General features: G+C 39.9%; 22 protein-coding genes and 3 pseudogenes. 13 read left to right on the forward strand and 12 right to left on the reverse strand.

Features of this window, described 5'->3' with window-relative positions:
• The first annotated feature begins 41 nt into the window (after positions 1-41).
• On the forward strand, positions 42-1,232 hold the full coding sequence (trpB, locus tag EAE89_RS03160) for a tryptophan synthase subunit beta (protein ID WP_054475314.1): 1,191 nt from the start codon (positions 42-44) through the stop codon (positions 1,230-1,232).
• Positions 1,232-2,038 (forward strand): tryptophan synthase subunit alpha, encoded by an 807-nt coding sequence (trpA, locus tag EAE89_RS03165; protein WP_149616478.1) that lies wholly within the window; start codon positions 1,232-1,234, stop codon positions 2,036-2,038. The genes trpB and trpA overlap by 1 nt, the downstream gene beginning before the upstream one ends.
• Positions 2,039-2,097: 59 nt before the next feature.
• Here trpA and ompW read toward each other — a convergent pair whose 3' ends face one another.
• Positions 2,098-2,739, reverse strand: a complete 642-nt coding sequence (gene ompW, locus EAE89_RS03170; RefSeq protein ID WP_054475312.1) for an outer membrane protein OmpW — start codon at positions 2,737-2,739, stop codon at positions 2,098-2,100.
• Positions 2,740-3,170: 431 nt separating this feature from the next.
• Here ompW and EAE89_RS03175 point away from each other — a divergent pair, with 431 nt between their 5' ends.
• Positions 3,171-3,935 (forward strand): YciC family protein, encoded by a 765-nt coding sequence (locus EAE89_RS03175; RefSeq protein ID WP_054475311.1) that lies wholly within the window; start codon positions 3,171-3,173, stop codon positions 3,933-3,935.
• A 78-nt stretch (positions 3,936-4,013) separates the two neighbouring features.
• Here the strand turns inward: EAE89_RS03175 and EAE89_RS03180 are convergent, their stop codons facing one another.
• The 3 genes from EAE89_RS03180 to EAE89_RS03190 form a co-directional block, all read right to left on the reverse strand.
• Entirely contained in the window at positions 4,014-4,550 is a 537-nt protein-coding gene (locus EAE89_RS03180) for an Ail/Lom family outer membrane beta-barrel protein (RefSeq protein ID WP_214085362.1), read from the reverse strand.
• A gap of 487 nt (positions 4,551-5,037) precedes the next feature.
• Positions 5,038-5,439: an HVO_A0114 family putative DNA-binding protein gene (locus EAE89_RS03185; protein ID WP_149616477.1), complete on the reverse strand. Its 402-nt coding sequence runs from the start codon at positions 5,437-5,439 to the stop codon at positions 5,038-5,040.
• A gap of 450 nt (positions 5,440-5,889) precedes the next feature.
• Positions 5,890-7,602, reverse strand: a complete 1,713-nt coding sequence (locus EAE89_RS03190) for a SulP family inorganic anion transporter (protein ID WP_214085363.1) — start codon at positions 7,600-7,602, stop codon at positions 5,890-5,892.
• A 225-nt stretch (positions 7,603-7,827) separates the two neighbouring features.
• Here EAE89_RS03190 and EAE89_RS03195 point away from each other — a divergent pair, with 225 nt between their 5' ends.
• The gene (locus tag EAE89_RS03195; protein WP_149616476.1) at positions 7,828-8,364 is read left to right on the forward strand and encodes a septation protein A; all 537 of its coding nucleotides are present in this window, start codon (positions 7,828-7,830) and stop codon (positions 8,362-8,364) included.
• 77 nt (positions 8,365-8,441) lie between these two features.
• Positions 8,442-8,873, forward strand: a complete 432-nt coding sequence (yciA, locus tag EAE89_RS03200) for an acyl-CoA thioester hydrolase YciA (protein ID WP_054475301.1) — start codon at positions 8,442-8,444, stop codon at positions 8,871-8,873.
• A gap of 58 nt (positions 8,874-8,931) precedes the next feature.
• On the opposite strand, the gene tonB is transcribed toward yciA, so the two are convergent.
• Together tonB and EAE89_RS03210 are read right to left on the reverse strand one after the other, a co-directional pair.
• Positions 8,932-9,621, reverse strand: coding sequence for a TonB system transport protein TonB (tonB, locus tag EAE89_RS03205; RefSeq protein ID WP_214085364.1), 690 nt, complete (start codon positions 9,619-9,621; stop codon positions 8,932-8,934).
• 101 nt (positions 9,622-9,722) lie between these two features.
• A complete protein-coding gene (locus tag EAE89_RS03210) occupies positions 9,723-9,905 on the reverse strand; it encodes a YciY family protein (RefSeq protein ID WP_214085365.1) in 183 nt (60 codons plus the stop codon).
• A gap of 352 nt (positions 9,906-10,257) precedes the next feature.
• Between EAE89_RS03210 and cls the strand changes: the two genes are divergently transcribed.
• The 8 genes and pseudogenes from cls (at position 10,258) to EAE89_RS03250 (ending at position 17,486) form a co-directional block, all read left to right on the forward strand.
• On the forward strand, positions 10,258-11,718 hold the full coding sequence (cls, locus tag EAE89_RS03215) for a cardiolipin synthase (protein ID WP_149616474.1): 1,461 nt from the start codon (positions 10,258-10,260) through the stop codon (positions 11,716-11,718).
• Between the two features lie 112 nt (positions 11,719-11,830).
• A complete protein-coding gene (locus EAE89_RS03220; RefSeq protein WP_054475296.1) occupies positions 11,831-12,160 on the forward strand; it encodes an HI1450 family dsDNA-mimic protein in 330 nt (109 codons plus the stop codon).
• Positions 12,161-12,412: 252 nt separating this feature from the next.
• A pseudogene (locus EAE89_RS03225) lies at positions 12,413-12,562 on the forward strand (IS4/Tn5 family transposase DNA-binding protein); the annotation flags it as partial.
• A 7-nt stretch (positions 12,563-12,569) separates the two neighbouring features.
• A pseudogene (locus EAE89_RS03230) lies at positions 12,570-12,959 on the forward strand (transposase); the annotation flags it as partial.
• A gap of 96 nt (positions 12,960-13,055) precedes the next feature.
• A pseudogene (locus tag EAE89_RS03235) lies at positions 13,056-13,441 on the forward strand (transposase); the annotation flags it as partial.
• Between the two features lie 476 nt (positions 13,442-13,917).
• Positions 13,918-14,427 (forward strand): ThiF family adenylyltransferase, encoded by a 510-nt coding sequence (locus tag EAE89_RS03240; RefSeq protein WP_214085366.1) that lies wholly within the window; start codon positions 13,918-13,920, stop codon positions 14,425-14,427.
• Positions 14,428-14,848: 421 nt separating this feature from the next.
• Positions 14,849-15,733, forward strand: coding sequence for an MFS transporter (locus tag EAE89_RS03245; RefSeq protein WP_214085367.1), 885 nt, complete (start codon positions 14,849-14,851; stop codon positions 15,731-15,733).
• Positions 15,723-17,486, forward strand: a complete 1,764-nt coding sequence (locus tag EAE89_RS03250; RefSeq protein WP_149616471.1) for an ABC-F family ATP-binding cassette domain-containing protein — start codon at positions 15,723-15,725, stop codon at positions 17,484-17,486. Before EAE89_RS03245 ends, EAE89_RS03250 begins: the two co-directional genes overlap by 11 nt.
• Before the next feature lie 152 nt (positions 17,487-17,638).
• Here the strand turns inward: EAE89_RS03250 and oppF are convergent, their stop codons facing one another.
• The 6 genes from oppF to EAE89_RS03280 form a co-directional block, all read right to left on the reverse strand.
• On the reverse strand, positions 17,639-18,640 hold the full coding sequence (oppF, locus tag EAE89_RS03255) for a murein tripeptide/oligopeptide ABC transporter ATP binding protein OppF (RefSeq protein ID WP_054480412.1): 1,002 nt from the start codon (positions 18,638-18,640) through the stop codon (positions 17,639-17,641).
• Positions 18,637-19,635, reverse strand: a complete 999-nt coding sequence (oppD, locus tag EAE89_RS03260; protein ID WP_054480413.1) for an ABC transporter ATP-binding protein — start codon at positions 19,633-19,635, stop codon at positions 18,637-18,639. The genes oppF and oppD overlap by 4 nt, the downstream gene beginning before the upstream one ends.
• Before the next feature lie 9 nt (positions 19,636-19,644).
• Entirely contained in the window at positions 19,645-20,553 is a 909-nt protein-coding gene (gene oppC / locus EAE89_RS03265; protein ID WP_054480414.1) for an oligopeptide ABC transporter permease OppC, read from the reverse strand.
• Between the two features lie 14 nt (positions 20,554-20,567).
• On the reverse strand, positions 20,568-21,488 hold the full coding sequence (oppB, locus tag EAE89_RS03270; RefSeq protein WP_054480415.1) for an oligopeptide ABC transporter permease OppB: 921 nt from the start codon (positions 21,486-21,488) through the stop codon (positions 20,568-20,570).
• A gap of 86 nt (positions 21,489-21,574) precedes the next feature.
• Positions 21,575-23,215: an oligopeptide ABC transporter substrate-binding protein OppA gene (gene oppA, locus EAE89_RS03275; RefSeq protein ID WP_054480416.1), complete on the reverse strand. Its 1,641-nt coding sequence runs from the start codon at positions 23,213-23,215 to the stop codon at positions 21,575-21,577.
• A 135-nt stretch (positions 23,216-23,350) separates the two neighbouring features.
• A complete protein-coding gene (locus EAE89_RS03280) occupies positions 23,351-24,988 on the reverse strand; it encodes an ABC transporter substrate-binding protein (RefSeq protein WP_054480417.1) in 1,638 nt (545 codons plus the stop codon).
• Positions 24,989-25,361 lie beyond the last annotated feature (373 nt).

Here is a 25,361-nt window from a genome sequence, read left to right on the forward strand (position 1 = left end):
TAGCAGCAATTTTCCGATTAATTACATGGATAAATAAAATAATGAGTAAACTTAACCCCTATTTTGGTGATTTCGGTGGACAATTTGTCCCACAGATCCTTATTCCAGCCCTTGATCAATTAGAAGCGGCATTTATTACTGCTCAGAAAGATCCTGAATTCCAACAAGAGTTTCAGAATCTCCTGAAAAATTATGCGGGTAGACCCACTGCATTAACTTTATGCCGTAATCTGACCAGAGGCACTAAAGCTCGCCTTTATCTGAAACGTGAAGATTTATTACATGGCGGCGCTCATAAAACCAATCAAGTACTTGGTCAAGCGTTACTGGCCAAACGTATGGGTAAAGATGAAATTATTGCAGAAACCGGTGCTGGCCAGCATGGCGTAGCAACCGCCCTTGCCTGCGCACTTTTAAACATGAGATGCCGTATTTATATGGGGGCTAAAGATGTGGAACGCCAATCCCCTAATGTCTTCCGCATGCGTCTGATGGGAGCCACCGTTATCCCGGTCTACAGCGGCTCTGCAACTCTGAAAGATGCCTGTAATGAAGCACTGCGCGACTGGTCTGGTAGCTATGACAAGGCTCATTATTTATTAGGTACTGCCGCAGGCCCTCATCCCTATCCAACGATGGTTAGGGAGTTCCAACGTATGATTGGTGAAGAAGCCAAATCCCAGTTTTTAGCAAAAGAGGGGCGTTTGCCCGATGCCGTGTTGGCCTGTATTGGTGGTGGTTCAAATGCCATTGGCATGTTTGCGGAATTTATTCCAGAAACCTCAGTACGGCTGATTGGTGTTGAACCCGCCGGACACGGTATTGAAACAGGTAAACATGGTGCCCCGCTGAAACATGGTAAGCAGGGTATCTATTTTGGTATGAAATCACCAATGATGCAGACAAATGAAGGCCAGATTGAAGAATCTTATTCTATTTCAGCAGGCTTGGATTTCCCTTCAGTTGGTCCTCAACATGCTTATCTAAATAGTATCGGGCGAGCTGACTATGTTTCTATCACTGATGATGAAGCATTAGAGGCATTCAAAACGCTTTCTCGCGAGGAAGGCATTATTCCAGCTCTCGAATCCTCTCATGCACTGGCTTATGCTTTGAAAATGATCCATCAATCTCCAGATAAAGAGCAATTATTGATTGTTAATCTATCCGGTCGTGGTGATAAAGACATATTTACTGTTCATGATATTTTAAAATCAAGGGGGGAAATCTAATGGAACGTTACAAGCAACTATTTAAAAAGCTGGAAAACCTTAAACAAGGTGCTTTTATCCCCTTTGTCACACTGGGCGATCCAAATCCAGAATTATCGTTGGAAATTATTGATGCATTAATTGCCGGAGGTGCTGATGCGCTTGAGTTGGGTATTCCTTTTTCTGATCCATTAGCTGATGGCCCAACAATTCAGAATGCCAATCTGCGTGCTTTCTCCTCAAACGTCACCCCCACCCTTTGTTTTGAACTACTCGCAAAAATCCGAGCAAAACATCCTGATATGCCAATTGGTTTATTAATGTACGCGAATCTGGTTTTTCACAATGGGATAGACGAATTTTATCGCCGCTGCAAAGATGCCGATATTGACTCGGTATTAGTTGCAGATGTTCCTATATCAGAATCACGGCCATTCCGTACCGCAGCAATGAAACATGGAATTGCCCCTATTTTTATCTGCCCACCCAATGCTGAAGATGAGTTATTATGTGAAATCGCTTCTCATGGTCGGGGATATACCTATCTATTATCCAGACCTGGAGTTACCGGTACAGAAAGACGCGCTGAACAGCCTTTAGATCATCTAGTCAATAAGCTACGAGAATATCATGCAGCACCACCATTACAGGGATTTGGTATTTCAGAACCCACGCAGGTAAAAGAAACGTTAGCCAGCGGAGCGGCAGGAGCAATTTCCGGATCTGCAATAGTTAAAATTATTGAAGACAACCTTTCTCAGCCAGAAATAATGCTGAAAAAATTGACTGAATTTGTATCAAAAATGAAATCTGCCACCCAAATTTAGCGCAAAAAATGGGGCAAAATTTGCCCCATAATTTCCATATCAAACAAACTCTGTTCTCATCAGAAATGATAACCCACACCAAACATAAATACCCACGGATCAAGCCGGGTGTCAATTTTATATTGCTGGTCACCTGCTTTGAATTTTACATCCGTTTCAACATTTACCCACCACACAGAAGCATTCAGCATCCAGTTCTGATCTAACTCATAATCCAGACCAACGTGTCCCGCAACACCCCAAGAATCTTTTAAATCTAGACTATGTAAGTTAATATCTTTAACAGCTGAATTACCATTGAATTTTTCATTAAAGAAAGTGGTATAGTTCAAACCAATACCAACATAGGGGCGAAATTGACTTTCTTTAGAACCGAAATAGTATTGTGCCATTAATGTCGGCGGCAGATGTTTTACCTTAGCAATATCACCAACACCCGGTAAACTTACCTGATGTTGGAACGGTGTCGCTGCCAGTAATTCAACACCTATATTATCGGTAATCATATAACTGAAGGTTAAACCCATCTGAGTATTATTATCCGCACTAAAAGAACCCACCCCTAATACATTATCTGAGCCAGTATTAGGTCTTAACGTCGCAGTACCCGTGCGGAAAATAAAATCGCCTGCTTCATGAGCAAGAACAAACGATGGTGCTAAAGTTGCCGCTGCCAATACAAATGCAGAAAGTTTTTTCATTATTCATCCCATTCCTGTTATTTAAAGTAGACCGAAATATACCGATATATTTCAAATTATGATCCAAGACAGATCACATCTTTTAAATAATTTAAGTAAGATCGCATACTTGCAATATTATTATTTCAAAAATAAATTATTTTAAATTGATACAAATCAATGTTTATTATTAATTAGAGTTTTTTCATACTTATATACCAATGCCAATATTTTACATTTCATCTAATTATATTTCCATTATGTTTTAACAAGGTTAAATTTATGTTTATTTTTATGTTGAAAATATCATATGAAGAACTCTTTTCTCTCATCAACCATTACAATCAGCTATTAATTTATCCATGTAATCTCCTTTCAACTATCCACATTTGTCCATACAGAGTACAATTGACCATTATGTATCATTGTTTAACCTGATGGGAGCTGTCTTCATGCCAATCACGGCGAATACCCTGTACCGTGACAGTTTTAACTTTTTCAAGAATCAACTGTTAAGTATTCTGACTCTGGCCATCCTTGCGGCCTTGGTTACTACCCTATTAGGGCATCTGTTTATCCCTGATAGCGAACAGATGAAGCTGCTAACAGAAGCAGAATTCACTTTTGCAACATCGGGCAAGGCAGGTATTCAGGATTTAGTGTCTCAGATGACACCAGAACAACAGTCAATGATTATGCGTGCGGGAATAGGAACTATTTTCTCAAGTATGATTGGTAATGTACTGCTCGCGGGTGGTGTGCTGACATTGGTCGCTGCAATTTCAGCCGGAAACCGTATCTCTTCATTACAAGCAATCGGTTTATCAGCAAGCCAATTACCGAAGTTGTTTCTGCTACTGCTGATATGTACCCTGCTAATTCAACTTGGTTTGATGGCAATGCTGGTGCCAGGAATTATTTTATCTATCGCACTGGCCTTGGCACCCGTTATTGTGACCGTTGAGCGTAGTGGTATTTTTGCTTCAATGAAAACAAGCTGGAAACTGGCATTTGCCAATATTCGTTTACTGATTCCAGCAATTCTATTATGGCTGACTGCAAAACTCTTGATAGCATTCATTATTGATCGTCTGACATTCATTCATAATGAGATGGCAGAAATCACTCTTGGCGTATTGAATAACTTGATCTCCGCTATTCTGCTGATCTACTTATTCCGCTTATATATGCTAGTTACTTCTTCACAGCAAAAATAAATATAAATTCCCTGTCACAAGACAGGGAATTTTTTCAAAATAGTGCTAACTAGGTTAAATATAAATTAGCAAATTTGATTAGAACCGATAACCAACACCAACTACCCAAGTGCCTACTTTCAAATCACCCAGATCTGCAAAGCCACCCAGTTTTGAATATTCATAGGACGTATCAATCGTCCAATTTGGCATAGGGTTAAATTGCAATCCCAGTCCATAGCTAATAGATGTCTTACTCTTTTCAGCGCTCACACCCAATAAAGACACTTTAGCCTTTCCATGTGCAGCACCAACCATACCATACACACTAACATATTCATTAAAACGATATGCAGGCCCAGCCATCAGGGAATAATAGTCTACATCAAATTTAACAGGATTTTCTTCTAAGCTCTTATGTGTATATGTAAATGAGCTAATAACACCAAAATTATTATCCAACTCGTAGCGGTACTTCAAGTTGAAACCCTTTGGATTGTCATCAAGCTTATCACTATTGAATTTAACATGACTCTGAGCATAGCCACCAGAAATAGTACTCTCACCCGCATTTGCTGCAAACGCGAATACAGATAAACTAACTGCTACCACTGAGGCTACCAATGTTTTTTTCATTGAAAATCCCTAATATTGTATAAATTATAAAAACAACTAATTGCGAGCCGGTATTGTTTATCAACCATTAATAGAAAACAACTAAATCCTGTTTATTGTTAATTTATCGTTTAATAAAGAGAAATACTATAATTGTGGTCATTTCAGCAGAAAACCGTATTTACTTATCATAGATAATTGATTTATTAGTAAGCCAACTCGCGAAATGGTCCCCACTACTACTTATATACCTTATAGTAGATATTCGCCAATATTCGCTTGCTGGTTTATACAATTCGATTATAACTGACCAAAAAATTATTATAGGTACTTATACTTGGGGATGCGTTCTCTTGCCGCCGCACTGCAACTTGAAATCTATTGGGTATATGCTAACTGCCTTTTCATAGCAAAAATAAACATAAAATCACTACCCAAACAAACCCCATAGTTATAAAAACTATGAGGCTGACAGGCCATAGGCTCACATTGTATTAGATGTGCTACTTCAAGCCGCTATATTCTTAGCTCCACAAGATGACATAACCCTTTCAACGGTTTCTTGCTCAATTTTTATTTCAAAATCAGTAAACAACGCCTTTGGTTTTACATTTCTGCCGTTTTTTTCCAAAGCCACAAAACCGTGTCGATTCAGCGTCTTTAATGTAGCTGACAAGTTGCTTGGCTGCCTTCCAGACAGCTTGGCCAGCTCTGCGATTGTCTCCGGTTTCTGTTCATTGATTAGACGTAAAAGAACAATATTATCACTACTAAGTACTTGAGCCAGAGCAATCATAGAGGTAAACCAAATCTTAGGTTCACCCGGCTGAATAACATATTCACCTTTAACTATAGCCAGTGTGCGCCTGCGTATAAGCTCTTCATTCATTACGCCAATGAGTGCTTTCATCGTATTACCCTCTTTTTTCGCGTTCAGCGATAATTTCATCAATTTTAGTAAAAAAATCCTCAATTAACTGATATGCAGAAGTAAATTCATACGGAACACCCTTATCTATAGAGTTCTATGAACATGGTCATACACTAATCGCCCCCGGTACTGATCTTTTCTTGATGGCGTAATTGCGTGCGCATTATCCATACCAAATACTCTTGTATTGTATTTGTCATGCAACGTTAAGTTATAACGGATACCATGCGGAATGAAATTCGTTGGCTGGACTGCCCACACCTCAATTTTCCACCAATAACCAATCCCTATTGACTCGCTGACCATGCAACTCAAGTAAGACGTTCAAACCTGAATCAAATTGCATTACTAAAAACCTCCCTGTTTATTATGACCTAATCATATGTTTTTATCCAATGAACTTCAAGTTCAGTGAACAATTATGAACCATTATCTTTTGATGTAATTAGAGTACCACTCAGGCTTACTTTGAATCATTCGTACCGCAAAATAGAGATCGGGCACCACAATCAGATCGTCGTCACTACTTTTCAGTTTGTTCTGCTTTATCCAACGAGTAAGTTCTGTCCGACGACCAGCGAGCACCAGTGTGATACCTTTCACTTTCAATTCAGTAATCAATTCATCAATAGCCGCAAATACACTGACATCATCATGGGTGAAACTAACAGCAGCATCGACAACTAACCAACCTGGACGTTTTTGCACTCTGTCAACATGCTGTAACAGCCGCTTTTTAAAATAACTGACATTGAAATAAGTCAATGGTGAGTTAAACCGGTACAACATCACACCGTCTATCGGTTTAATCTCATTACCCTGATTAATTGAATGGATCATCCCTTGTTCATTAACACCCAGGAGTTGATCTGTCGGGCGGAATATAATTCGCAAAAACTGCAATAAACCCAGCAGAACAGCAAAACCTACCCCATTAATCAAACCAACCACCACCACTGCAATCAGTGTAAATAATGACAGAGTAAATGCCTGACGATTTCGTTTCCTCAATGACAGAATCGCCCGCAGACTCAACAGTGACGATGCTGAATAAATAAGCACCACACCAAGAGATGACAACGGAATATAATTCAGGAAATCTGTCATAAACAACAAAACTAACAAAATAATAGAGGCGGCAATGACAGAAACCAGTTGAGTTTTCCCGCCTATAGCATCATTAACTGCGGTACGGCTGCTAGCAGCACTGACCGCAAACCCCTGCGATAAAGCAGAAGCAATGTTCGCAATGCCCAACGCCCTAAGCTCAGAATCCGCATCGATCTGATAGCCATTTTTACTGGCAAAGCTACGAGCAGTCATCATAAAACTAACAAAACTGATAACAGCGAGGTTCAGAGATGGAATAACCAGCTCACGCATAATTCCAGGCTGAAAATCTGGCACGGGTACAATGGGTAATCCCTTACCACTAACACTACCAACAATCTGGATACCATATTTTTCAAGCCCAAATTGCCAACTTATATAAGTCGTTAATACCATAGCCAATAGAGGCCCAGGCCAGGCAGGACGTAAGAAACGCACAGTTAATAAAATCAACACCGTTACAACAGACATTGCTAACGTTGGTAAATGCGTACTCATTAGTTTGGCTGGCAATGCTATCACCCGTTCAATCAACCCAACGGGTACGCCGGCAAAGCCAAAGACTTTAGCCAACTGATCCACAATGATTGTCAATGCAACACCGTTCATTAACCCTTTAAGGATCGGTCTTGAAAGAAAATCAGTAAATGCACCTAATCGAAAATGACTCGCGAGAACACACCATATCCCTGTCATTAAAGTCATCACGATCGTAAGCTGCCAACGTACATCTTCATTACCCAAAGCCAAAGGCGCAACTGCTGCTGCAATGACAGCGCACGTTGCTGCATCCGGCCCGACAATCAACTGTTTTGAAGTCCCAAATAATGCATACACGAACATAGGTAAAATACAGGCATAAAGACCTATAATTGCACTTATCTCCATTAATTCAGCATAAGCAATAGCAACAGGTAGAGCGACAGCAGCCACAGAAAACCCGGCTCTTAGATCATGACTAAACCACTCCTTACGATAATGAGAGAAATTGCCTAACCCTGGCATCCAACGCTGTAGTTTTTTCCACTGCATCTGGTTTATGCCCTCTTATTTTTCAATGGGTCTTGGTTATAATGCTGTGTTATATGTTTACTGACAACAGGAAGTTAATTACGCCGCCCTTTATGGTAAAATTGTGCGAAACGGATCGATAAATTTCTTTTTTTATTGATAATTAAAGTCATACTGTTGCCGCTTGGTACACTTAATCACCAACATCAGGCACAGTCAGATATCGGAATTACGATAGGTTCAAACATGAAACAACTTTTAGACTTTTTACCTTTAGTCGTGTTTTTTGTTGTATACAAAATGTATGACATTTTCTACGCTTCCGGGGCCTTAATTGCAGCGACTGGTTTAGCTGTAGCCATTACTTATCTCATCTACCGAAAAGTAGAAAAATCCTCCCTGATTACTTTTGTTATGGTTGCGGTTTTCGGCACCTTAACTTTGGCTTTCCACAGTGATCTATTTATTAAATGGAAAGTCACAGCAATTTATGGTTTGTTCGCATTAGCTTTGCTAGGCAGCCAATGGTTCATGAAAAAACCACTTATTCAGAAAATGCTAGGAAAGGAGTTGATTTTACCGGATTTTGTCTGGAATAAACTAAATATGGCGTGGGCGCTATTCTTCATTGCTTGTGCACTGGCTAATATTTATGTCGCATTCTGGTTACCACAAGATGTCTGGGTCAACTTTAAAGTATTTGGTCTAACTGCCCTGACTCTGGTTTTCACCGTGCTCAGTGTAGTATATATTTATCGCCATCTGCCACGCGAACAGAAGTAACCATATTCAAATGAATACCTGTCTTCTGTAATCTGTAGGCAGGTATTGTCTTTTCATCAAATAAAGTAAAGTTTTCAATGACACAACAACAATTACCCAACGGAGAGTTAGTACTCCGCACACTGGCTATGCCTGCCGATACCAACGCAAATGGAGACATTTTTGGCGGATGGTTAATGTCACAAATGGATATTGGGGGCGCAATTCTAGCAAAAGAAATTGCAGAAGGCCGCGTTGTCACTGTCAGAGTAAATGGTATTACTTTCCTAAAACCTGTCGCTGTTGGTGATGTAGTATGCTGTTATGCACATTGTCTCAAAACTGGTAACAGCTCGATTACCATTAATATCGAAGTCTGGGTGAAGAAAGTAGCATCTGAGCCTGTAGGTCAACGCTATCGTGCAACCGAAGCTGTATTCACTTATGTTGCTGTTAATGAGGATAATACTCCACGCCATTTACCAGAAGGTAAAACCCAATTCCAACTAGCCAGCAGCACTTGCGAATAAACCTGGTACGGATGAAAAAAGGAGCATCTTAATAATGCTCCTTTTTCTTTTCCAATAATCAGGATTGAGTTATACCAGTAATTCTAAATTCTACTGTTGTAATATAGCCAACAGCGGGTATTTTTTCATAGCGCCATTTTCTCATCGCTTTTTTTACTTCCCTGTCAAAAACATTCGGTGGATTGGCACCAATCACTTCTATATTTTTTACCCTGCCGTCTTCATCAATATCATATTTGACTTTAACATAACCTTCGGTCCCCAATGCTGAAGCTCTTGATGGGTAAATAGGCAAAGATTTACTTAATGCTTTTGGGCCTCTCTGCGGCTTAATCACCGTATCATTCCAACTATTATCGACACGGTCAGCCTGTGTATTCTGGTTGAACAATGGTTTTTCCGATTGATCTGCTTTCTTCTCAACGGGTTCAGATTGCTTTTTAACAACCTTTTTCTTCACTTCTGGCTTCGGTTTTTTCACCTCTGGTTTTAGGATCACCGGCTCTGGAACAGGTTCAGGTTCTGGTGGTTCCTCTGGTTCTGATACAGGTTCCGGTGCAGCAGGTTCTGATACAGAAACTTCTTCAGCAGCTAACTGAATCATAGCTACAGACATAGGTGCAACATCAGGCTGTCTTTCCGGTATCACAGTACCAAAAAGTGCGGCAGCAACAGAGATATGTAAACAAACTGATAAAAATACTGGCCAACGTATCCAGCGCATAAGAAAGTTCTTTATTAGCAGCATAATAGTCAATCCTCGAATAACTGCTATTTTAAATGCAAATAGCAATCATATTCAATAAAGATTGTAGATGAGCGTGAATATAAGGCCAAAAATACTATTTTTTAATGCATCCATTCACCATACTGAACGAATAATAAAGCACGACGTTGTTTATAACCATTTAATTTACGTAGTGAATAAATTCGCAAATTACGTCTTGATTGCCCCACCAGCCACCGGCGACGATGGTGGGAACTCTGGCGTAACATCCGCCACCTCCCTACTTCATTCCTGCTATGTCTCATAAAATACCCCTGTAAAAATAATCCCGCTCATTATATACCCAATAGATTTCAAGATGCATCGCGACGGCAAAGGAGCAAATCCCCGGGAGCATAGCAAAGAGTTCAGCCAACAAAGAGGCAACTTGAAAGATAACAGGTATAAGCCTTTAAAAATGATATCCAAGACGTATCTGGATAGTACTTTTTATATCAATAATGCGAAATGACTAATATCAAGTATGATGCTTGCAGTATATTTGCGGATTTTTTGGTAAATTCATCAGATTAATAGATCGTTTATATCCCGTGCCTCTGGGAAAACGAGTTAAACGCCACCAAAGATGTCTGAACAAAACAGGATTGATTGCCGAACATGACAACCTTTTATTCCGTCCTAAGTTGGCTTGCTATTTTCTTCTATTGGCTGATTATTGCCAGTATTACCTTACGCATTTTGATAAAGCGCCGACCTGTAACTTCCGCTATGACCTGGCTATTGATTATTTATATCCTACCTTTAGTTGGAATTATTGCTTACCTGTCATTTGGTGAGCTGCATTTGGGGAAACGTAGAGTTGAACAGGCAAAAGCCATGTGGCCATCAACAGTCACATGGCTTGAAGAATTGCGCAAATCTCGCCATATCTTTGCCACAGAAAACAGTGAAGTAGCAACACCTTTATTCCAGCTTTGCGAGCGGCGACAAGGGCTTGAAGGTGTTAAAGGTAACAAGATCCAACTGTTGACAACCTATGACACTTCATTAAAAACCATCATCAAAGATATTGATAACGCCAAACACAATATTGAGATGATGTTTTATATCTGGCAATCCGGCGGCTTGGTCGAACAAGTCACTGATGCCCTCATGGCCGCGGCACGCCGAGGGGTCAGATGTCGCGTCATGGTAGATTCAGCGGGAAGTTGGTTATATTGTCGCAGTCAATACCCAGACATCATGCGCCAAGCAGGAATTGAATTTGTTGAAGCTTTGCAGGTTAATATCTTCCGTTTATTTTTACGCCGGATGGATCTGCGCCAACACCGCAAAATCATCTTGATTGATGATTATATTTCTTACACTGGCAGCATGAATATGGTCGATCCACGTTTCTTTAAACAAAATGCCGGTGTTGGGCAGTGGATTGACATCATGGTAAGAATGGAAGGGCCTGTCACCACGACTATGGGGGTTATTTACGCCTGTGACTGGGAAATGGAAACGGGTCAGCGTATCTTCCCGCCATCACCAGATAACAACATTATGCCATTTGAACAGGCCAGTGGGCACACGACTCAGATTATTGCATCCGGTCCAGGATTCCCTGAAGAGTTGATTCAACAATCTTTAATGACCGCTATTTTCTCTGCCCGTAAGCAATTGATTCTGACTACCCCTTACTTTGTTCCCAGTGATGACCTCATGAATGCTATTTGTACCGCAGCCTTACGGGGTGTAGACGTCATTATCATCGTTCCCCGTAGAAATAATTTTTTCCTTGTCCGTTGGGCAAGTCGGGCATTCTTCTCTGAACTATTAAACGCAGGGGTTAAGATTTACCAATTTGAAGATGGTTTATTACATACCAAAAGCGTTTTGGTTGATGGTCAGCTCAGCATGGTTGGTTCAGTTAATCTCGATATGCGTAGCCTGTGGCTAAATTTTGAAATTACCGTGGTTATCGATGATGAAAACTTTGGCCATGACCTAACTCTGGTGCAATACGATTACATTTCCCGTTCTACATTGTTGGCAGCCAATGAGTGGGAGCAACGACCTCTGTGGCATCGAATTATTGAACGTATTTGTTACTTCTTTAGCCCGCTACTGTGATCAATCCCCTCGTCTTGTAAAGACGGGGGTACCAATCAATGCGTCATCATGTTTTAATTCCTCCTTCATGACTCACGCATAAATCAATATGGACAACAGGCCCCCGCAAACTATGAATTTAGATCTCAATAACCGAATGACAGAAGACGAAACTCTTGAAAAGGCGTATGACATCTTTCTTGAGCTGGCCCCATCCAATCTTGATCCTGCTGATATTCTGTTATTTAGCTTACAATTCGAAGTACGTGGCGGTGCCGAACTATTAAATCCTTCTGATGAATGGCTTGAACATGTAGATTTCGATCTGAACCCTGACTTCTTTGCCGAAGTCATTATCGGGCTAGCAGAATCTGAAGATACAGAGATTAATGATATTTTTGCCCGTATTCTTATTTGCCGGGAAAAATCTCACCAAATTTGCCATATTTTGTGGAAAGAATAGAAAAACAAAGTTAGTCATCTCTATCACGTTGCCCCACCTGCTCCCAATACAAAATACCGTTACAGCACAAATTTTACCGGCGAAAAACTTTCTGTATTATGTTTCAAAATAATAAACATTACTCAACAACCACCGACTAAAGTCGGCTGTCTTTTATACAGAAGTCCTTCACATGATGTGAAGGACTTTTTTTTAAACTAAATGCTTAGCTCACGATCAGATCCTTAACGGATTTAATTGAGGGTTTCTGAGATGATAAAAAGTAATAATGAATGGGCTAAAGAACAATTTGGGCACGCTAAACTTGGTGATCCAAGAAGAACGGCTAGGCTCGTTAAAATGGCGTCAGACTTAGCTCAGCATCCCGGTAAATCGGTAGTAAAATCATCTCCTTCACCAGCCAACAACGGATGACACCGCCCAGCGTCTTATGACCATCCCGGGTGTTGGTCCAATCACAACTAGCTTACTTTCTTCACAGTTGGGAGATGGCCGACAATATGCCAAAAGTCGTGATTTTGCCGCCTCAACGGGATTAGTCCCCAGGCAATACAGCACGGGAGGAAAAAATACCCTGCTGGATATCAGCAAACGAGGCAATAAGAACTTGCGCAGATTACTGGTGCAATGTGCATGAGTATTTATACAGCGATTGGATCATTATTCAGGAAAACTGGCTGACTGGGTCAGGCAGCAGTTTGAACGAAAACATTCCAATGTAGTGACCTGTGCACTGGCGAATAAATTTGCCCGGATAGCTTGGGCAATCACGACACAGCACACGATATTTGACGCCTGATTCTGCGTCATTATGAATAAATTTAAACGTTACCCCACTGGTTTTGCGAAGACTGATAATTGATGACATAAACGGCCTATCGGCCTGATGAGAAACCTTCTCAAGCAAAGTGGCAAGGTTTATACCCGGCTAATACCTAACGCGAAGTCCGATACGTTAATGCCGATAATCACGGCGAAAATCAAGCCTAACAGGCTGATCTACATAGACAATTTTGCCAACTATGATGTGTTAGATGTATCCGATTTTAAACACTATCGTATCAACCATAGTACAGAGTTTGTAGACGCTAAAAATAATCAAAATCATATCAATGGAATAGAGAATTTTGGAACCAGGCCAAACGTCATCTGCACAGATTTAATGGCATCCCAAAGGAGCATTTTGAGCTCTTTCTCAAGGAATGTGAATAAAGGTTTAATACACCGGGTGTAAAATACCAATTACATATTCTAAAACAAATAGTTAAAGGAAAAATATAATCGTTATCTAGGACAGCCCCAAAAACATTATTCACAACTTATATTCTGTAGTGACAAATTGATTCAAGAAAAGATATTTTCTTTGATTGATCTACATCTAAGACAGCAATGCGCATATATTCCTCCTTTTATTTTTCCAACAGGATATTTCTGCAAAAAAGACATATCCGAAGAAACTCTCATGACTATAGGTGAATATATAACACGGAAGGAAAATTTAAATGATATATAAACTTAACGCATCTGTAATAATGAAAAATAATTCATTGCTTCTTCATGGCAAGAATTCTTATGAATTAAAAATCCAATAGAAATCAGAGAAAATAATTTCTTTTATAGAGTTTTTAAGCAAAGGAATAGATGAAGAACATATAAAAAAACTTGTCAGCAAAGATAATTTAATCAAAAAAATTTATAATAAACTAAAAGATACAAAATTGATTATTTCATATTTGGATGATTATAAAGAAACATCAATGGAAAAAAGCCATGAATTTTTAAATTATCATTTATCCACTGTCGAAGCTCCCTTTAAATTTAAAAAAGACTTACACGCTCTTATTATTGGTTGTGGTGGAATTGGATCTCATATTGCTATCTGTCTTGCCACATCAGGTTTTAGTGAAATAACGCTGATAGATTATGACAAAGTTGATATAACTAATTTAAACAGACAATTCGCATTTGATAAATACGACATTGGTGAATTCAAGGTAACAGCACTTAAAAACAAACTGAAGAAAATAAATTCAGAATTAAAAACAAATATCCATATCAAAAAATTAGACTCAGAAGAATCCCTTGATTTTTTCTCAAAAAAGGTAGATATAATAATTTCAGCCATAGACACCCCTGTTATCATGTCTTCTATATATACAGCCGAATATGCATTAAAGCACAACATTCCAATTATCTATGGAGCAGTTGGTTATGATATCGTTAGTGCAGGGCCCTTGCTAGACAACACATCATCTATAGAAAATTAGATATCATCAATATCAGAATACAAAAAAATAAAAGCCACTACAATTAAAGGCTCTATCGCTTCAACTAATTCTTTACTTGCATCAATATTAGCGAATAGCATCATTAGCTATTTCTACCCTTTTGCTCCTGTAGAATTACTCAACAAAAGAAAAGTATTAAATCCTACGAGTTTAGAACTAATTGGAGAGCAATATTATGACTGTCACTAAACGCGAACTTTTTTCTATCATAATTAATAAATATGTGATAGATTTTCAGGTTGATCTCTGGAACAAATATCAGCAATCTAGCTTAAATTCAATTAATTGTGATACTGCTTTGCTAGATAATAAAGGAAAATAATGGAAAGAAAAAGTAAAATTATACTCATTAAAAAATAAGAGTAAATATGACCATATCATAAAATTAATCAGCAGTAATATGGTTGAACAAAATGATAGCTTATCACAATTCGAATATTGTGATAACGAATGGACATATAAAAAGACTCTAGTGGCAATAAATAACATTTGTATGAGTAATGAAAATTTATCTTATGCAATGAATTTGTATATTAATGATATTTTGATTGTGAAATGTGATAATTTTATCGCATCCTCTTCAATTAAATTTCTCGGAACCATTATTATAGCACCCAAGAAACACTGGAAAATAATTGATTATATGGAAAATTTAATTCATGAAATGTCTCATATTGATCTGTATATCAAACAATTAGTAGATCCATTAGTAATATCAAAAAATTTAATAAAAAGTCCATTTAGGAACTATAATAGGCCAGTAATAGGTGTATTAATTTTAATGACTGTTCCAATTTTGTTGGTTCCTTATACCAATGAAGTATTACATGCTGGTACAGATACGTTTGCCGCTCTCGAAGCACTGTATTCAGCTGGCGTTCTGCTTGGTGGCTTCTTCTCGCCTATTTTATGCCGCATAATATCCATGAAGAACACCATTTTTTGCCTGTTGGTAATAATGGCATTTTCATTATTTTTCTTATCAAAAAACTCAAACACCTTTTTGGCATATCCTATTTATTTCCTGGTTGGGTTTGGTTTATCCAGCTGGGCGCTATCAATTACCCTGGCTCAAATAATGAGTGATCCAGCCTATCAAGGGAGACTACAATCAACGTTCAATGGTCTATCCGGCATAGGCATATTAACCATATACTTATTAATGAATTACCAGGGTAAAAATATTGATGTCCAAAACATCTATTTTTGGGAATTCTTACTGGCTATTTTTGCTGCAATATTTGTGATTTTTTTCAGGAATAAAGAGGCTGTTCATGAAAAATAAGAATCAAACATTCATTACTGCTGAAAATATACATTACCACAGCTCAAAAAACGATCTGTTTAAGGGGTTGTCTGTATCGTTAAACCAGAATGATAAAGTAGGTCTGATCGGGTTTAATGGCTCTGGCAAATCTACTTTGCTAAAAATTATTTCTAAAAACCTTTCGCCTAATAGCGGTACAGTAACACATGCCAATAACCTGAAATTCTATATGATTGAGCAACATTTTCCCGATTCTTTATTGGATTTCAGTCTACTAGACGCTACATTATCCGTGTTGCCTTGTGATGAACGTTATTCCAGTGGCTGGAAAGCTGAAACTGTACTTACTGACATTGGTTTCAGAAGTGAGCATTTTCATATAAAATGTTCAAACTTGAGTGGTGGACAAAAAACGAAAATTTTGATTGCACGGGCTTTGCTTCTGGAACCAAATACTCTTTTACTAGATGAACCATCCAACCATCTTGATTTACCCACTATGCTTTGGCTTGAACAATTTTTATCAACCTGGAAAGGGTGCTTAATCACCGTGTCACATGACCGTAGATTGCTAGACAACGTAACAAATTGCAGCTGGATTATTTCCAATAATACCCTTTATAAATACGGCTATCCATGTAGCAATGCACTAATCGAACACCAAAAACTTGAAGACACCTTACAATTACAACATGCCGCTGAAGAGCAAGAGATACGCCGACTTGAATCAAGCGCAAAACAGTTGGCTATATGGGGTAAAAACTATGACAGTAACAGCCTTTCCAGAAAGGCTCAATCTATGTTTAAAAGAATTGATAAATTAAAAGAGCAACAATGCGAAACGATAGATGACTATCCTTGGTATTTAACATTCCTAGGGAGATCTCTCCCCGCCAACAAGATTATTGATATAAATAATTTTAATGTCCAACTTAAAAACAGCACATTAAAATTATTCAATATTACTGACTTTACCGCAGCATCAGGTGATCGTATTGCCATTCTTGGTGAGAATGGATGTGGGAAATCTACCTTTTTAGAATATGTTTGGCATAATTATGTTACTCTTGCTGATAATACTTCAGAAATCCAGATCCATCCTAAAGCAATAATGGCCTATTACGATCAGGCGTTAAACAGACTCGATGATAAATATTCATTAATTGATGCTTTAATAATGTACTGTGATTTTGCTGGCGTATCAGTTGATAATGAAACCTGCAAGAAAGCGTTAATAAAAGCCGGATTCACCTATAACCGTTTATTTTCCAAGATTGAAACATTAAGTGGTGGCGAAAGAGCTCGTGTCCTATTATTGGGAATATCTCTAATTGATAGTCATATCATTATGCTGGACGAACCAACTAATCATCTCGATTTTATTGGCAAAACTGAGCTGGCAGAACAACTTCGAGCATATCGAGGAACTCTCATTTTGGTTTCCCATGATCGTGAGTTTCTGGAAAAAGTGTGTAACCGTTTTTTTGTCATCAATAACGGTAAACTTATCGAGTACAACGATTCAAATTCAGCTTACAAAAGTATGTACTCAGACTCGTCTATCAATAATCACTACGAACCCCAAAATTCATCAGTTCAGTCTGTGCCAGTTAATGACAAGAACGACGATGAGTTATTAAAACGCCTTTTTGTGCTTGAAGAATTATTGCAAGAAGATAAAAGACGAAAGAATAAGCATCAAAAACCGGCTCTTCAAGCTATTTGGCATAAGGAAATCAATGAAATCAATAAATTACTGAATTTGAATTGATTACGGCTAAACCAGCGAGAGTTGCTAATCTAGATGTATGCCTGAATCCCAAGCAGAACCAAAAAAACAACTCTCATATTTATGGTTTATAGAGATGCCTCAATGTAAAACCCAGTGAGGCACACCATCTAATATGACAACGTCACCAACCATCACAATGGATCAACTTTCAAACAAGACACCGCATGGCGGAAACTTCCCTCCATCAATGGTCGGGTTTTAGCGCATTCAGGATCTGCCATCGGGCAACGTGTACGAAAAACGCATCCTGACGGCGGATTAATGGGTGATGGTAATTCTCCTTCCAACAGCTCAATGTGTTTATTTCGCTCTTTATCTGGATCAGGCACGGGTACCGCCGACATCAACGCTTTGGTATAAGGGTGCTGTGGATTATGATAAACCTCATCATAAGTTCCCAGTTCCACCGCATGCCCAAGGTACATTACCAATACACGGTCAGATATGTGTTTAACCACAGCAAGATCATGAGCAATAAAAATCAGCGACAATCCCATTTCACGCTGTAATTCCTGTAACAGGTTAACTACCTGAGCTTGAATGGATACATCAAGTGCGGATACCGGCTCATCACAAATCACTAGTTTAGGTTCAAGGATAAGCGCCCGTGCAATCCCGATACGCTGACACTGACCACCAGAAAATTCATGAGGGTAACGGTTAATCAGGTTAGGCAATAATCCAACCTTCATCATCATTGCGCTTACCCGGTCTTTGATTTCCAGCCTTTTCATCTTGGGATGATAAGTACGCAATGGCTCAGCGATAATATCGCCTATCGTCATTCTCGGATTCAACGATGCTAATGGGTCCTGAAATATCATCTGGATATCACTGCGAATATCTCGCCACTGCTTATCATTCATATCCAGCAGATTTTGCCCCAACCAAGTTACTGAACCACCAGAAGATTTAACCAATCCGATAATTGCACGAGCAAAAGTCGATTTTCCACAACCGGATTCACCAACCACACCAAGGGTTTCGCCTTCATACAGCCTCAATGTGACACCATCGACCGCTTTCAGCGTTTTTGCTGGTTGCCAGAACCATTGTTTACCATCTTTAATATCAAAGTGAACTTTCAGATCTGCTACTTCCAGCAGCACGCGTCTTTCTTCAATCGGATTCATACCAATTCTCCCGGTGCTTTAAAACAAGCTCGCAAGCGCCCGTTGCCAAAGGTTTCTAATTTTGGTTCACAATCCACGCAATGACTTACTGAAAACTGGCAGCGTGGCTGGAACGGACACCCTTTCGGCAACCGCAATAAGTTGGGCGGATTCCCCGGGATCGTTATCAATGATTCTTCATGACCATCAAGACGGGGAACAGCACCAAGAAGACCAATAGAATAAGGATGAGTTGGTTGATAAAACACGTCACGGGCTGAACCATATTCCATCGTTCTCCCTGCATACATTACGAGCACTTTGTCACAAATACCTGCCACGACACCCAAATCATGGGTAATCATAATAATCGCGGTATTAAATTCCCGTTTCAACTCATTCAAGAGGGTCATAATCTGAGCCTGAACCGTTACATCAAGTGCGGTTGTCGGTTCGTCAGCAATAAGTAATTTTGGTCGGCATAACAATGCCATTGCGATCATTACACGTTGACGCATACCACCAGAAAATTCATGAGGATACATGCTCATACGCTTACGCGCTTCCGGCATTTTAACCGCATCCAACATCCGAATTGACTCAAGATACGCTTCACTTTTACTCATATGTTTATGCAACATCAATACTTCTGTCAGCTGATCACTGACGCGCATATAGGGATTGAGAGAAGTCATTGGGTCCTGAAATATCATCGATATTTCTTCCGCTCTCATACGGTTTAGTTCTTTTTCTTGCAGATTAAGAATTTCCCTGCCATTAAAAATAGCAGAGCCGCCAGTTTTCCCGTTTCTGGCAAGCAATCCCATCAGAGCAAAAGCTGTTTGTGATTTCCCAGAACCAGATTCCCCTACGATCCCCAATGTTTCCCCGGCCCGTAAATCAAAATTTAACTTATTCACTGCGGTAACATCCCCTTCCGGGGTGCTAAAAGTCACGTTCAAATCTTTAACAACCAACAACGGCTCAGAGCTATTCTGGTTTTTAACGCTGTTCATGTTACCTCCTTAACGATCTTTCGGATCGAGGGCATCACGCAAGCCATCGCCGATAAAGTTAAAACAAAACAGTGTCACCACCAGAAAACCGGCTGGAAACAACAGCAACCACGGGGAAACTTCCATCGAATTCGCACCATCACTTAACAATGCTCCCCAACTGCTTAACGGTTCTTGAGTTCCCAATCCCAGAAAACTAAGAAACGACTCAAACAGGATCATGCTTGGTACTAACAAAGATGCATAAACCACCACCACCCCCAATACATTAGGGACGATATGGCGCAACACAATGTGACGGGTTGATACACCACACACCAGCGCTGCTTCAATAAACTCCTTACGTTTCAAGCTCAGCGTCTGACCGCGGACAATACGTGCCATATCCAGCCATGACACCATACCGATAGCGACAAATATCAGTAAAATATTCTGCCCAAAGAAAGTCACCAATAGGATCACAAAAAACATGAATGGAAATGAATTAAGAATTTCCAACATACGCATCATAACTGAATCGGTTTTTCCACCCAGATAACCGGATAATGATCCATATAAGGTTCCGACGACTACCGCAACCAAAGCGGCTGCCACCCCAACCATCAATGAAATGCGCCCCCCAATGGCAACACGCACCAGCAAATCACGACCGGAAGAATCTGTACCAAAATAGTGACCTGATTCAAAATCAGGTGGCATCGACATCATAGCCCAGTCAGTATCATCATAAGTAAATTGCGCTAACATCGGTGCCAGGATCACAAACAAGGTAATCAAAGATAACAAACACAAGCTGGCAATCGCCGCCCGGTTGTGAATAAAACGACGTCGTGCATCCTGCCATAAACTACGACCTTCAACTTCCAGTTGCTCAGAGAAATTTTCCAGAGCTTCGCTGTTTTGTTTATTTACTATCATTGCGCGCTCCAGTTTTAATAACGGATCTTCGGATCGATAACGGCATACAGCACATCAACAATCGCATTGAACAGAATAGTCAGGCCACCAACCAAAATAGTTAGGCTTAATACCAATGAATAGTCACGGTTCAATGCTCCATTAACAAACAACTGCCCTATTCCCGGCAAACCGAAGATCGTTTCAATGACCATCGAGCCAGTGATAATGCCGACAAAAGCAGGTCCCATATAAGAAATAACCGGTAACAATGCGGGCTTCAAAGCATGGCGGAAAATAATGATGCGCAATGGCAACCCTTTGGCTCGCGCAGTACGAATAAAGTTAGAGTGCAGCACTTCTATCATTGAACTACGGGTAATACGGGAGATACTGGCAATATAAGCCAAAGACAATGCCACCATTGGCAATATCATGTACTTCGGTGCTCCGCCATTCCAGCCTCCTCCCGGTAGCCATTTAAGGTGAATAGCAAATACCAGCACCAGTAACGGTGCCACAACAAAGCTTGGGATAACAACCCCCGTCATGGCGAAACCCATCACTGTATAATCCCACTTTGTATTCTGATTAAGTGCAGCAATCACCCCAGCACTGACTCCCAACACAACCGCCATAATAAATGCCGCAGCACCTAACCTGGCAGATACCGGAAATGCCACGGCGACCAGATCGTTAACGGTATAATCCTTATATTTAAAAGAAGGCCCAAAATCCCCCTTAGTAAGCTGGATTAAGTAATCAAAATATTGTTTATAAATTGGATCATTTAGATGATATTTCGCTTCAATGTTTGCCAGTACTTCTGGTGGCAACTTCCGTTCACCGGTAAATGGACTGCCTGGCGCCAACCGCATCATGAAAAACGAAATAGTAATGAGAATCAAAAGTGTCGGGATCGCCTCTAAACAACGACGTAAAATAAATTTAAGCATTGTCCGTTCCTATGTGTTGGCCCTTAACCCTGGCCTTAAAATAATCTGCCACTAAAAGCAGCCATTTCCAGGCTGCCCTACAACCATTAGTGTTTGATAATATAAAGCTCTTTGGTGCGTAAATTACCCAAAGGATCTTTCCCTGTATAGCCGCCAACATAGGGCTTCACTAACCGGGTATTCACATAGTAGTAAAGGGGAACAATAGCCGAATCTTTATCTAGTTGCTCTTCTGCTTTTTGGTAAACGGCGGTACGCTCATCATCAGTTTTTACTTGCAGGGATTCTTTCATCAGTTTATCAAATTCACTGCTCTTATAATGAGCCGTGTTATTACTACTATAAGAAATCATTGAATTTAAGAATGAAGAAGGTTCGTTATAATCAGCGCACCAGCCCGCACGAGCTACGTCATAATTGCCCTGATGTCGGGTATCAAGAAACGTTTTCCACTCTTGGTTTTCTAAACGAACATCAGCTCCTAAATTCTTCTTCCAAATAGAAGCTACCGCAATGGCGATTTTTTTATGTAGATCAGAGGTGTTGTAAAGCAAGTTAAACTTCAATGGATTATCTTTAGTATAGCCAGCTTCAGCCAGTAATTTTTTGGCTTCCTGGTTGCGCTGTTCCTGACTCCAACCAGTAAACCACACTGGCTTTATTTCTTTCATACCATCAGTAAACGGCGGTGTATAACCTGAAGCCGGGATATCACCCTGTGCTTTAACTTTATTGGTCACAATGTCTCGATCCATAGCCAATTTCAGTGCAGTACGGACGCGGAGATCATTAAATGGGGGTTTTTCGTTATTAATTTCGTAGTAATAAGTACATAAAAGTGGGCTAATGCGTAATTCGTCCGGGATCTCTTTCTTCAGCTTCTGGAATAGCTCAATCGGCAAGTTGGTATAAGTCATATCAATTTCACCACTGCGATAACGGTTTACATCCGTTACTTCTGAGGAAATTGGCAGGAAAGTGACCTGATCAATAATCGTATTTTTGTTATCCCAATATGTCGGGCTACGCTCCATCACAATACGCTCATTGACTATCCAGTTTTTCGGTTTGTAAGCTCCATTGCCGACAAAATTCTGTGGCTGAGTCCATTTCTCACCATACTTTTCCACTGTAGCTTTATGCACCGGCGACATGGGTGAATGAGCCAAAAGTTTTACCAAATAGGGAACCGCTTCGCTCAATGTTAGCTGTAATGTATAGTCATCTAGCGCCTTTACACCCAGAGTGTCCGGTTTCTTTTTACCACTGATAATGTCATCAATATTCATGATATGAGCATACTGGAGAAAACTTGTATAGGGAGAAGCCGTATTGGGATCAGCCAGACGTTGCCAACTGTAAACAAAATCCTGAGCAGTGACAGGGTCACCATTAGACCACTTAGCATCTTTGCGCATATGGAATGTCCAGACGGTGAAATCTTTATTTTCCCAACTGATTGCAGAACCCGGCAAAATTTCACCATTTGGTCCAACAACAGTAATGCCTTCGAACAGATCGCGAGACAAATGTGACTCTGGCACCCCTTCAATCTTATGCGGGTCCAGCGATTGCGGTTCAGAACCGTTATTACGAACTAAAACCTGTTTATCCGCTAATTGAACACCATCAGGCACTTGTGCAGCAAAGACCTGACTTGCCATTACCATACTCAGTGCAGCGCTAATGCTGGCAGTAAGTAATTTCTTTTTAGTTGTGTTTATCATCTTTTTCTACTCCAATTTTACATCGCCAGACTTTTATAAGTTGACGGCCCAGAAATAAGGGGCGGATTATCACCTGCATTCAAAAGGAACGATTTTGTTTGCAGGACCAGTAACTCTTTTGAGTAAAACTAGTGTCTAGTTTTTTATCATATACAGTCGCTTAATATCCATATAATCCAATGGGTCTTTCCCTGAAAACCCTCCCACTGATGGGCTGACAAGCCGTACACTCACCCGGTAATAAACGGGAATCAATACCGAGTCTTTATCGAGTTGAAATTCAGCCTGCTGGTATAATTTCTTACGCTCAACAGCATCTTTAGTGATTAACGCCTGCTCCAGATAGTCGTCGAAATTTTTATTCTGATAGAAAGTCGTGTTGTTACTGCTGCTTGAGAGCAGCATATTTAAAAATGCAGTAGGTTCATTGTAATCAGCACACCAAGTCGCTCTGGTCACCTCATAATTCCCCTCATGGCGGCTTTCGAGAGAGGTTTTCCATTCCTGATTTTGTAAAATCACATCAGCTCCCAGATTCTTTTTCCACATAGAAGCTGCGGCAATAGCCTGTTGTTTATTTTGATCCGATGTGTTGTATAACAATGTGAACTTCAGAGGATTTGCTTGATTAAAACCAGCCTGCGCCAATAATTCTCTGGCACGTTTATTACGCTGTTCCTGTGTCCAGTTAGCCCACTCTGGTTTAGAAAAATCGCCCCCCCCAATAAACGTTGGTGTAAAACCATAAGCGGGTATTTGCCCCTGCCCCATAATTTTTCTAGCAATAATATCTCTGTCGAGGCTTAACTTGACTGCTTCACGGACTCTCACATCAGTAAATGGTGGCTTTTTATTATTAATCTCGTAATAAAATGTACAAAGATAAGGACTAACGCGAACCTGATCAGAGATATCTTTCTTCATTTTCTGATACAGATTAGGAGGAATGGCGTTGTTGGTTATATTTATTTCCCCACTACGATAACGATTAATACCGCTAGTTTCCGACTGAAGAGGCAAAAGAGTAGCTTGTTCAATCACTGTCTTCTCGTTATTCCAATATTGTGGGTTACGCTCAAGTACTATTCGCTCATTCACCACCCACTCTTTCAACCGATATGCCCCATTTCCCACATAATTTTCTGGCAGTGTCCATTTATTGCCAAACTTTTCGACGATATCCTTTTTCACGGGTTTCATTGCTGTATGACTGAGCATATTGACAAAATAAGGCACAGGATGCGTCAAAATAACTTGTAAACGATGGTCATCTAGCGCTTTAACACCCAACTGATCGGGAGATTTTTTACCCTTCAGAACATCATCAATGTTTTCAACGTAAGCATATTGAAGGTAACTGGCATAAGGTGATCCCACATTTGGATCAGCCAATCGTTGCCAGCTATACTCAAAATCGTGTGCAGTGACCGGCGTTCCATCACTCCATTTAGCGTTATCACGCAGATAGAAAGTCCATACCGTGTCACCTTGATTTTCCCAATGGCTTGCAACTGCCGGAACGATTTCCCCTTCGGGACCGGTACTCACCAACCCTTCTAATAGATTAAGAATAATGTTGGTTTCCGGCACACCTTCAACTTTATGTGGATCAAGTGAGGCAACTTCTACGCCATTATCTACAGTAATCTGCTGTTGATCGGCAAGTTTCACCCCCTCTGGTACCTCAGCAGCAAACACCGCCGTAACAGGAAATGCCAATAATAAAAATATATTGGAAACAAACTTATATAATTTTAATTGTTTGATCTTCATTTCTTTCCTCCAGATTTAGTGAATCTTCTCATTCACTCTGCATATATCCCATAAAGACTGGCATCTTCGCGTTATACACCCCAAAGTAAAATACTTACGGATTAAATATTAAAGACTGCTTATCATACCAGTTGTTAAATATTCCTTTCATATTGCAAAGATTGACCTTACAAACAACTTATTACAACCTATTACATTAATTGGCAAAAGATCCCAAATCACACAACAATACATTGATATATAAAGATTTTTACACAATATGATTAACTAAAACAGGATATAAAGGTAAACCCAAATGAAAATAAACATAATTTTAACAAATTGCAATCAATGCAAATTAAAAACCTACATTCATCACAAAACCATGGTGGAA

This window comes from Photorhabdus heterorhabditis (assembly GCF_018448905.1).
Taxonomy (GTDB): Bacteria; Pseudomonadota; Gammaproteobacteria; order Enterobacterales; family Enterobacteriaceae; genus Photorhabdus; species Photorhabdus heterorhabditis.

What these genes read in the sequence shown, in the direction of transcription:
- oppF (WP_054480412.1), bottom strand. Translation starts at nt 18,640, where the DNA reads ATGAATCCGATTGAAGAAAGACGCGTGCTGCTGGAAGTAGCAGATCTG.
- EAE89_RS03210 (WP_214085365.1), bottom strand. Translation starts at nt 9,905, where the DNA reads ATGAGACATAGCAGGAATGAAGTAGGGAGGTGGCGGATGTTACGCCAG.
- ompW (WP_054475312.1), bottom strand. Translation starts at nt 2,739, where the DNA reads ATGAAAAAACTTTCTGCATTTGTATTGGCAGCGGCAACTTTAGCACCA.
- EAE89_RS03175 (WP_054475311.1), top strand. Translation starts at nt 3,171, where the DNA reads ATGCCAATCACGGCGAATACCCTGTACCGTGACAGTTTTAACTTTTTC.
- oppA (WP_054480416.1), bottom strand. Translation starts at nt 23,215, where the DNA reads ATGATAAACACAACTAAAAAGAAATTACTTACTGCCAGCATTAGCGCT.
- yciA (WP_054475301.1), top strand. Translation starts at nt 8,442, where the DNA reads ATGACACAACAACAATTACCCAACGGAGAGTTAGTACTCCGCACACTG.
- EAE89_RS03280 (WP_054480417.1), bottom strand. Translation starts at nt 24,988, where the DNA reads ATGAAGATCAAACAATTAAAATTATATAAGTTTGTTTCCAATATATTT.
- EAE89_RS03245 (WP_214085367.1), top strand. Translation starts at nt 14,849, where the DNA reads ATGGTTGAACAAAATGATAGCTTATCACAATTCGAATATTGTGATAAC.
- EAE89_RS03190 (WP_214085363.1), bottom strand. Translation starts at nt 7,602, where the DNA reads ATGCAGTGGAAAAAACTACAGCGTTGGATGCCAGGGTTAGGCAATTTC.
- oppB (WP_054480415.1), bottom strand. Translation starts at nt 21,488, where the DNA reads ATGCTTAAATTTATTTTACGTCGTTGTTTAGAGGCGATCCCGACACTT.
- EAE89_RS03220 (WP_054475296.1), top strand. Translation starts at nt 11,831, where the DNA reads ATGAATTTAGATCTCAATAACCGAATGACAGAAGACGAAACTCTTGAA.
- EAE89_RS03240 (WP_214085366.1), top strand. Translation starts at nt 13,918, where the DNA reads ATGGAAAAAAGCCATGAATTTTTAAATTATCATTTATCCACTGTCGAA.
- EAE89_RS03250 (WP_149616471.1), top strand. Translation starts at nt 15,723, where the DNA reads ATGAAAAATAAGAATCAAACATTCATTACTGCTGAAAATATACATTAC.
- tonB (WP_214085364.1), bottom strand. Translation starts at nt 9,621, where the DNA reads ATGCTGCTAATAAAGAACTTTCTTATGCGCTGGATACGTTGGCCAGTA.
- oppC (WP_054480414.1), bottom strand. Translation starts at nt 20,553, where the DNA reads ATGATAGTAAATAAACAAAACAGCGAAGCTCTGGAAAATTTCTCTGAG.
- EAE89_RS03185 (WP_149616477.1), bottom strand. Translation starts at nt 5,439, where the DNA reads ATGAAAGCACTCATTGGCGTAATGAATGAAGAGCTTATACGCAGGCGC.
- cls (WP_149616474.1), top strand. Translation starts at nt 10,258, where the DNA reads ATGACAACCTTTTATTCCGTCCTAAGTTGGCTTGCTATTTTCTTCTAT.
- trpA (WP_149616478.1), top strand. Translation starts at nt 1,232, where the DNA reads ATGGAACGTTACAAGCAACTATTTAAAAAGCTGGAAAACCTTAAACAA.
- EAE89_RS03195 (WP_149616476.1), top strand. Translation starts at nt 7,828, where the DNA reads ATGAAACAACTTTTAGACTTTTTACCTTTAGTCGTGTTTTTTGTTGTA.
- EAE89_RS03180 (WP_214085362.1), bottom strand. Translation starts at nt 4,550, where the DNA reads ATGAAAAAAACATTGGTAGCCTCAGTGGTAGCAGTTAGTTTATCTGTA.
- oppD (WP_054480413.1), bottom strand. Translation starts at nt 19,635, where the DNA reads ATGAACAGCGTTAAAAACCAGAATAGCTCTGAGCCGTTGTTGGTTGTT.
- trpB (WP_054475314.1), top strand. Translation starts at nt 42, where the DNA reads ATGAGTAAACTTAACCCCTATTTTGGTGATTTCGGTGGACAATTTGTC.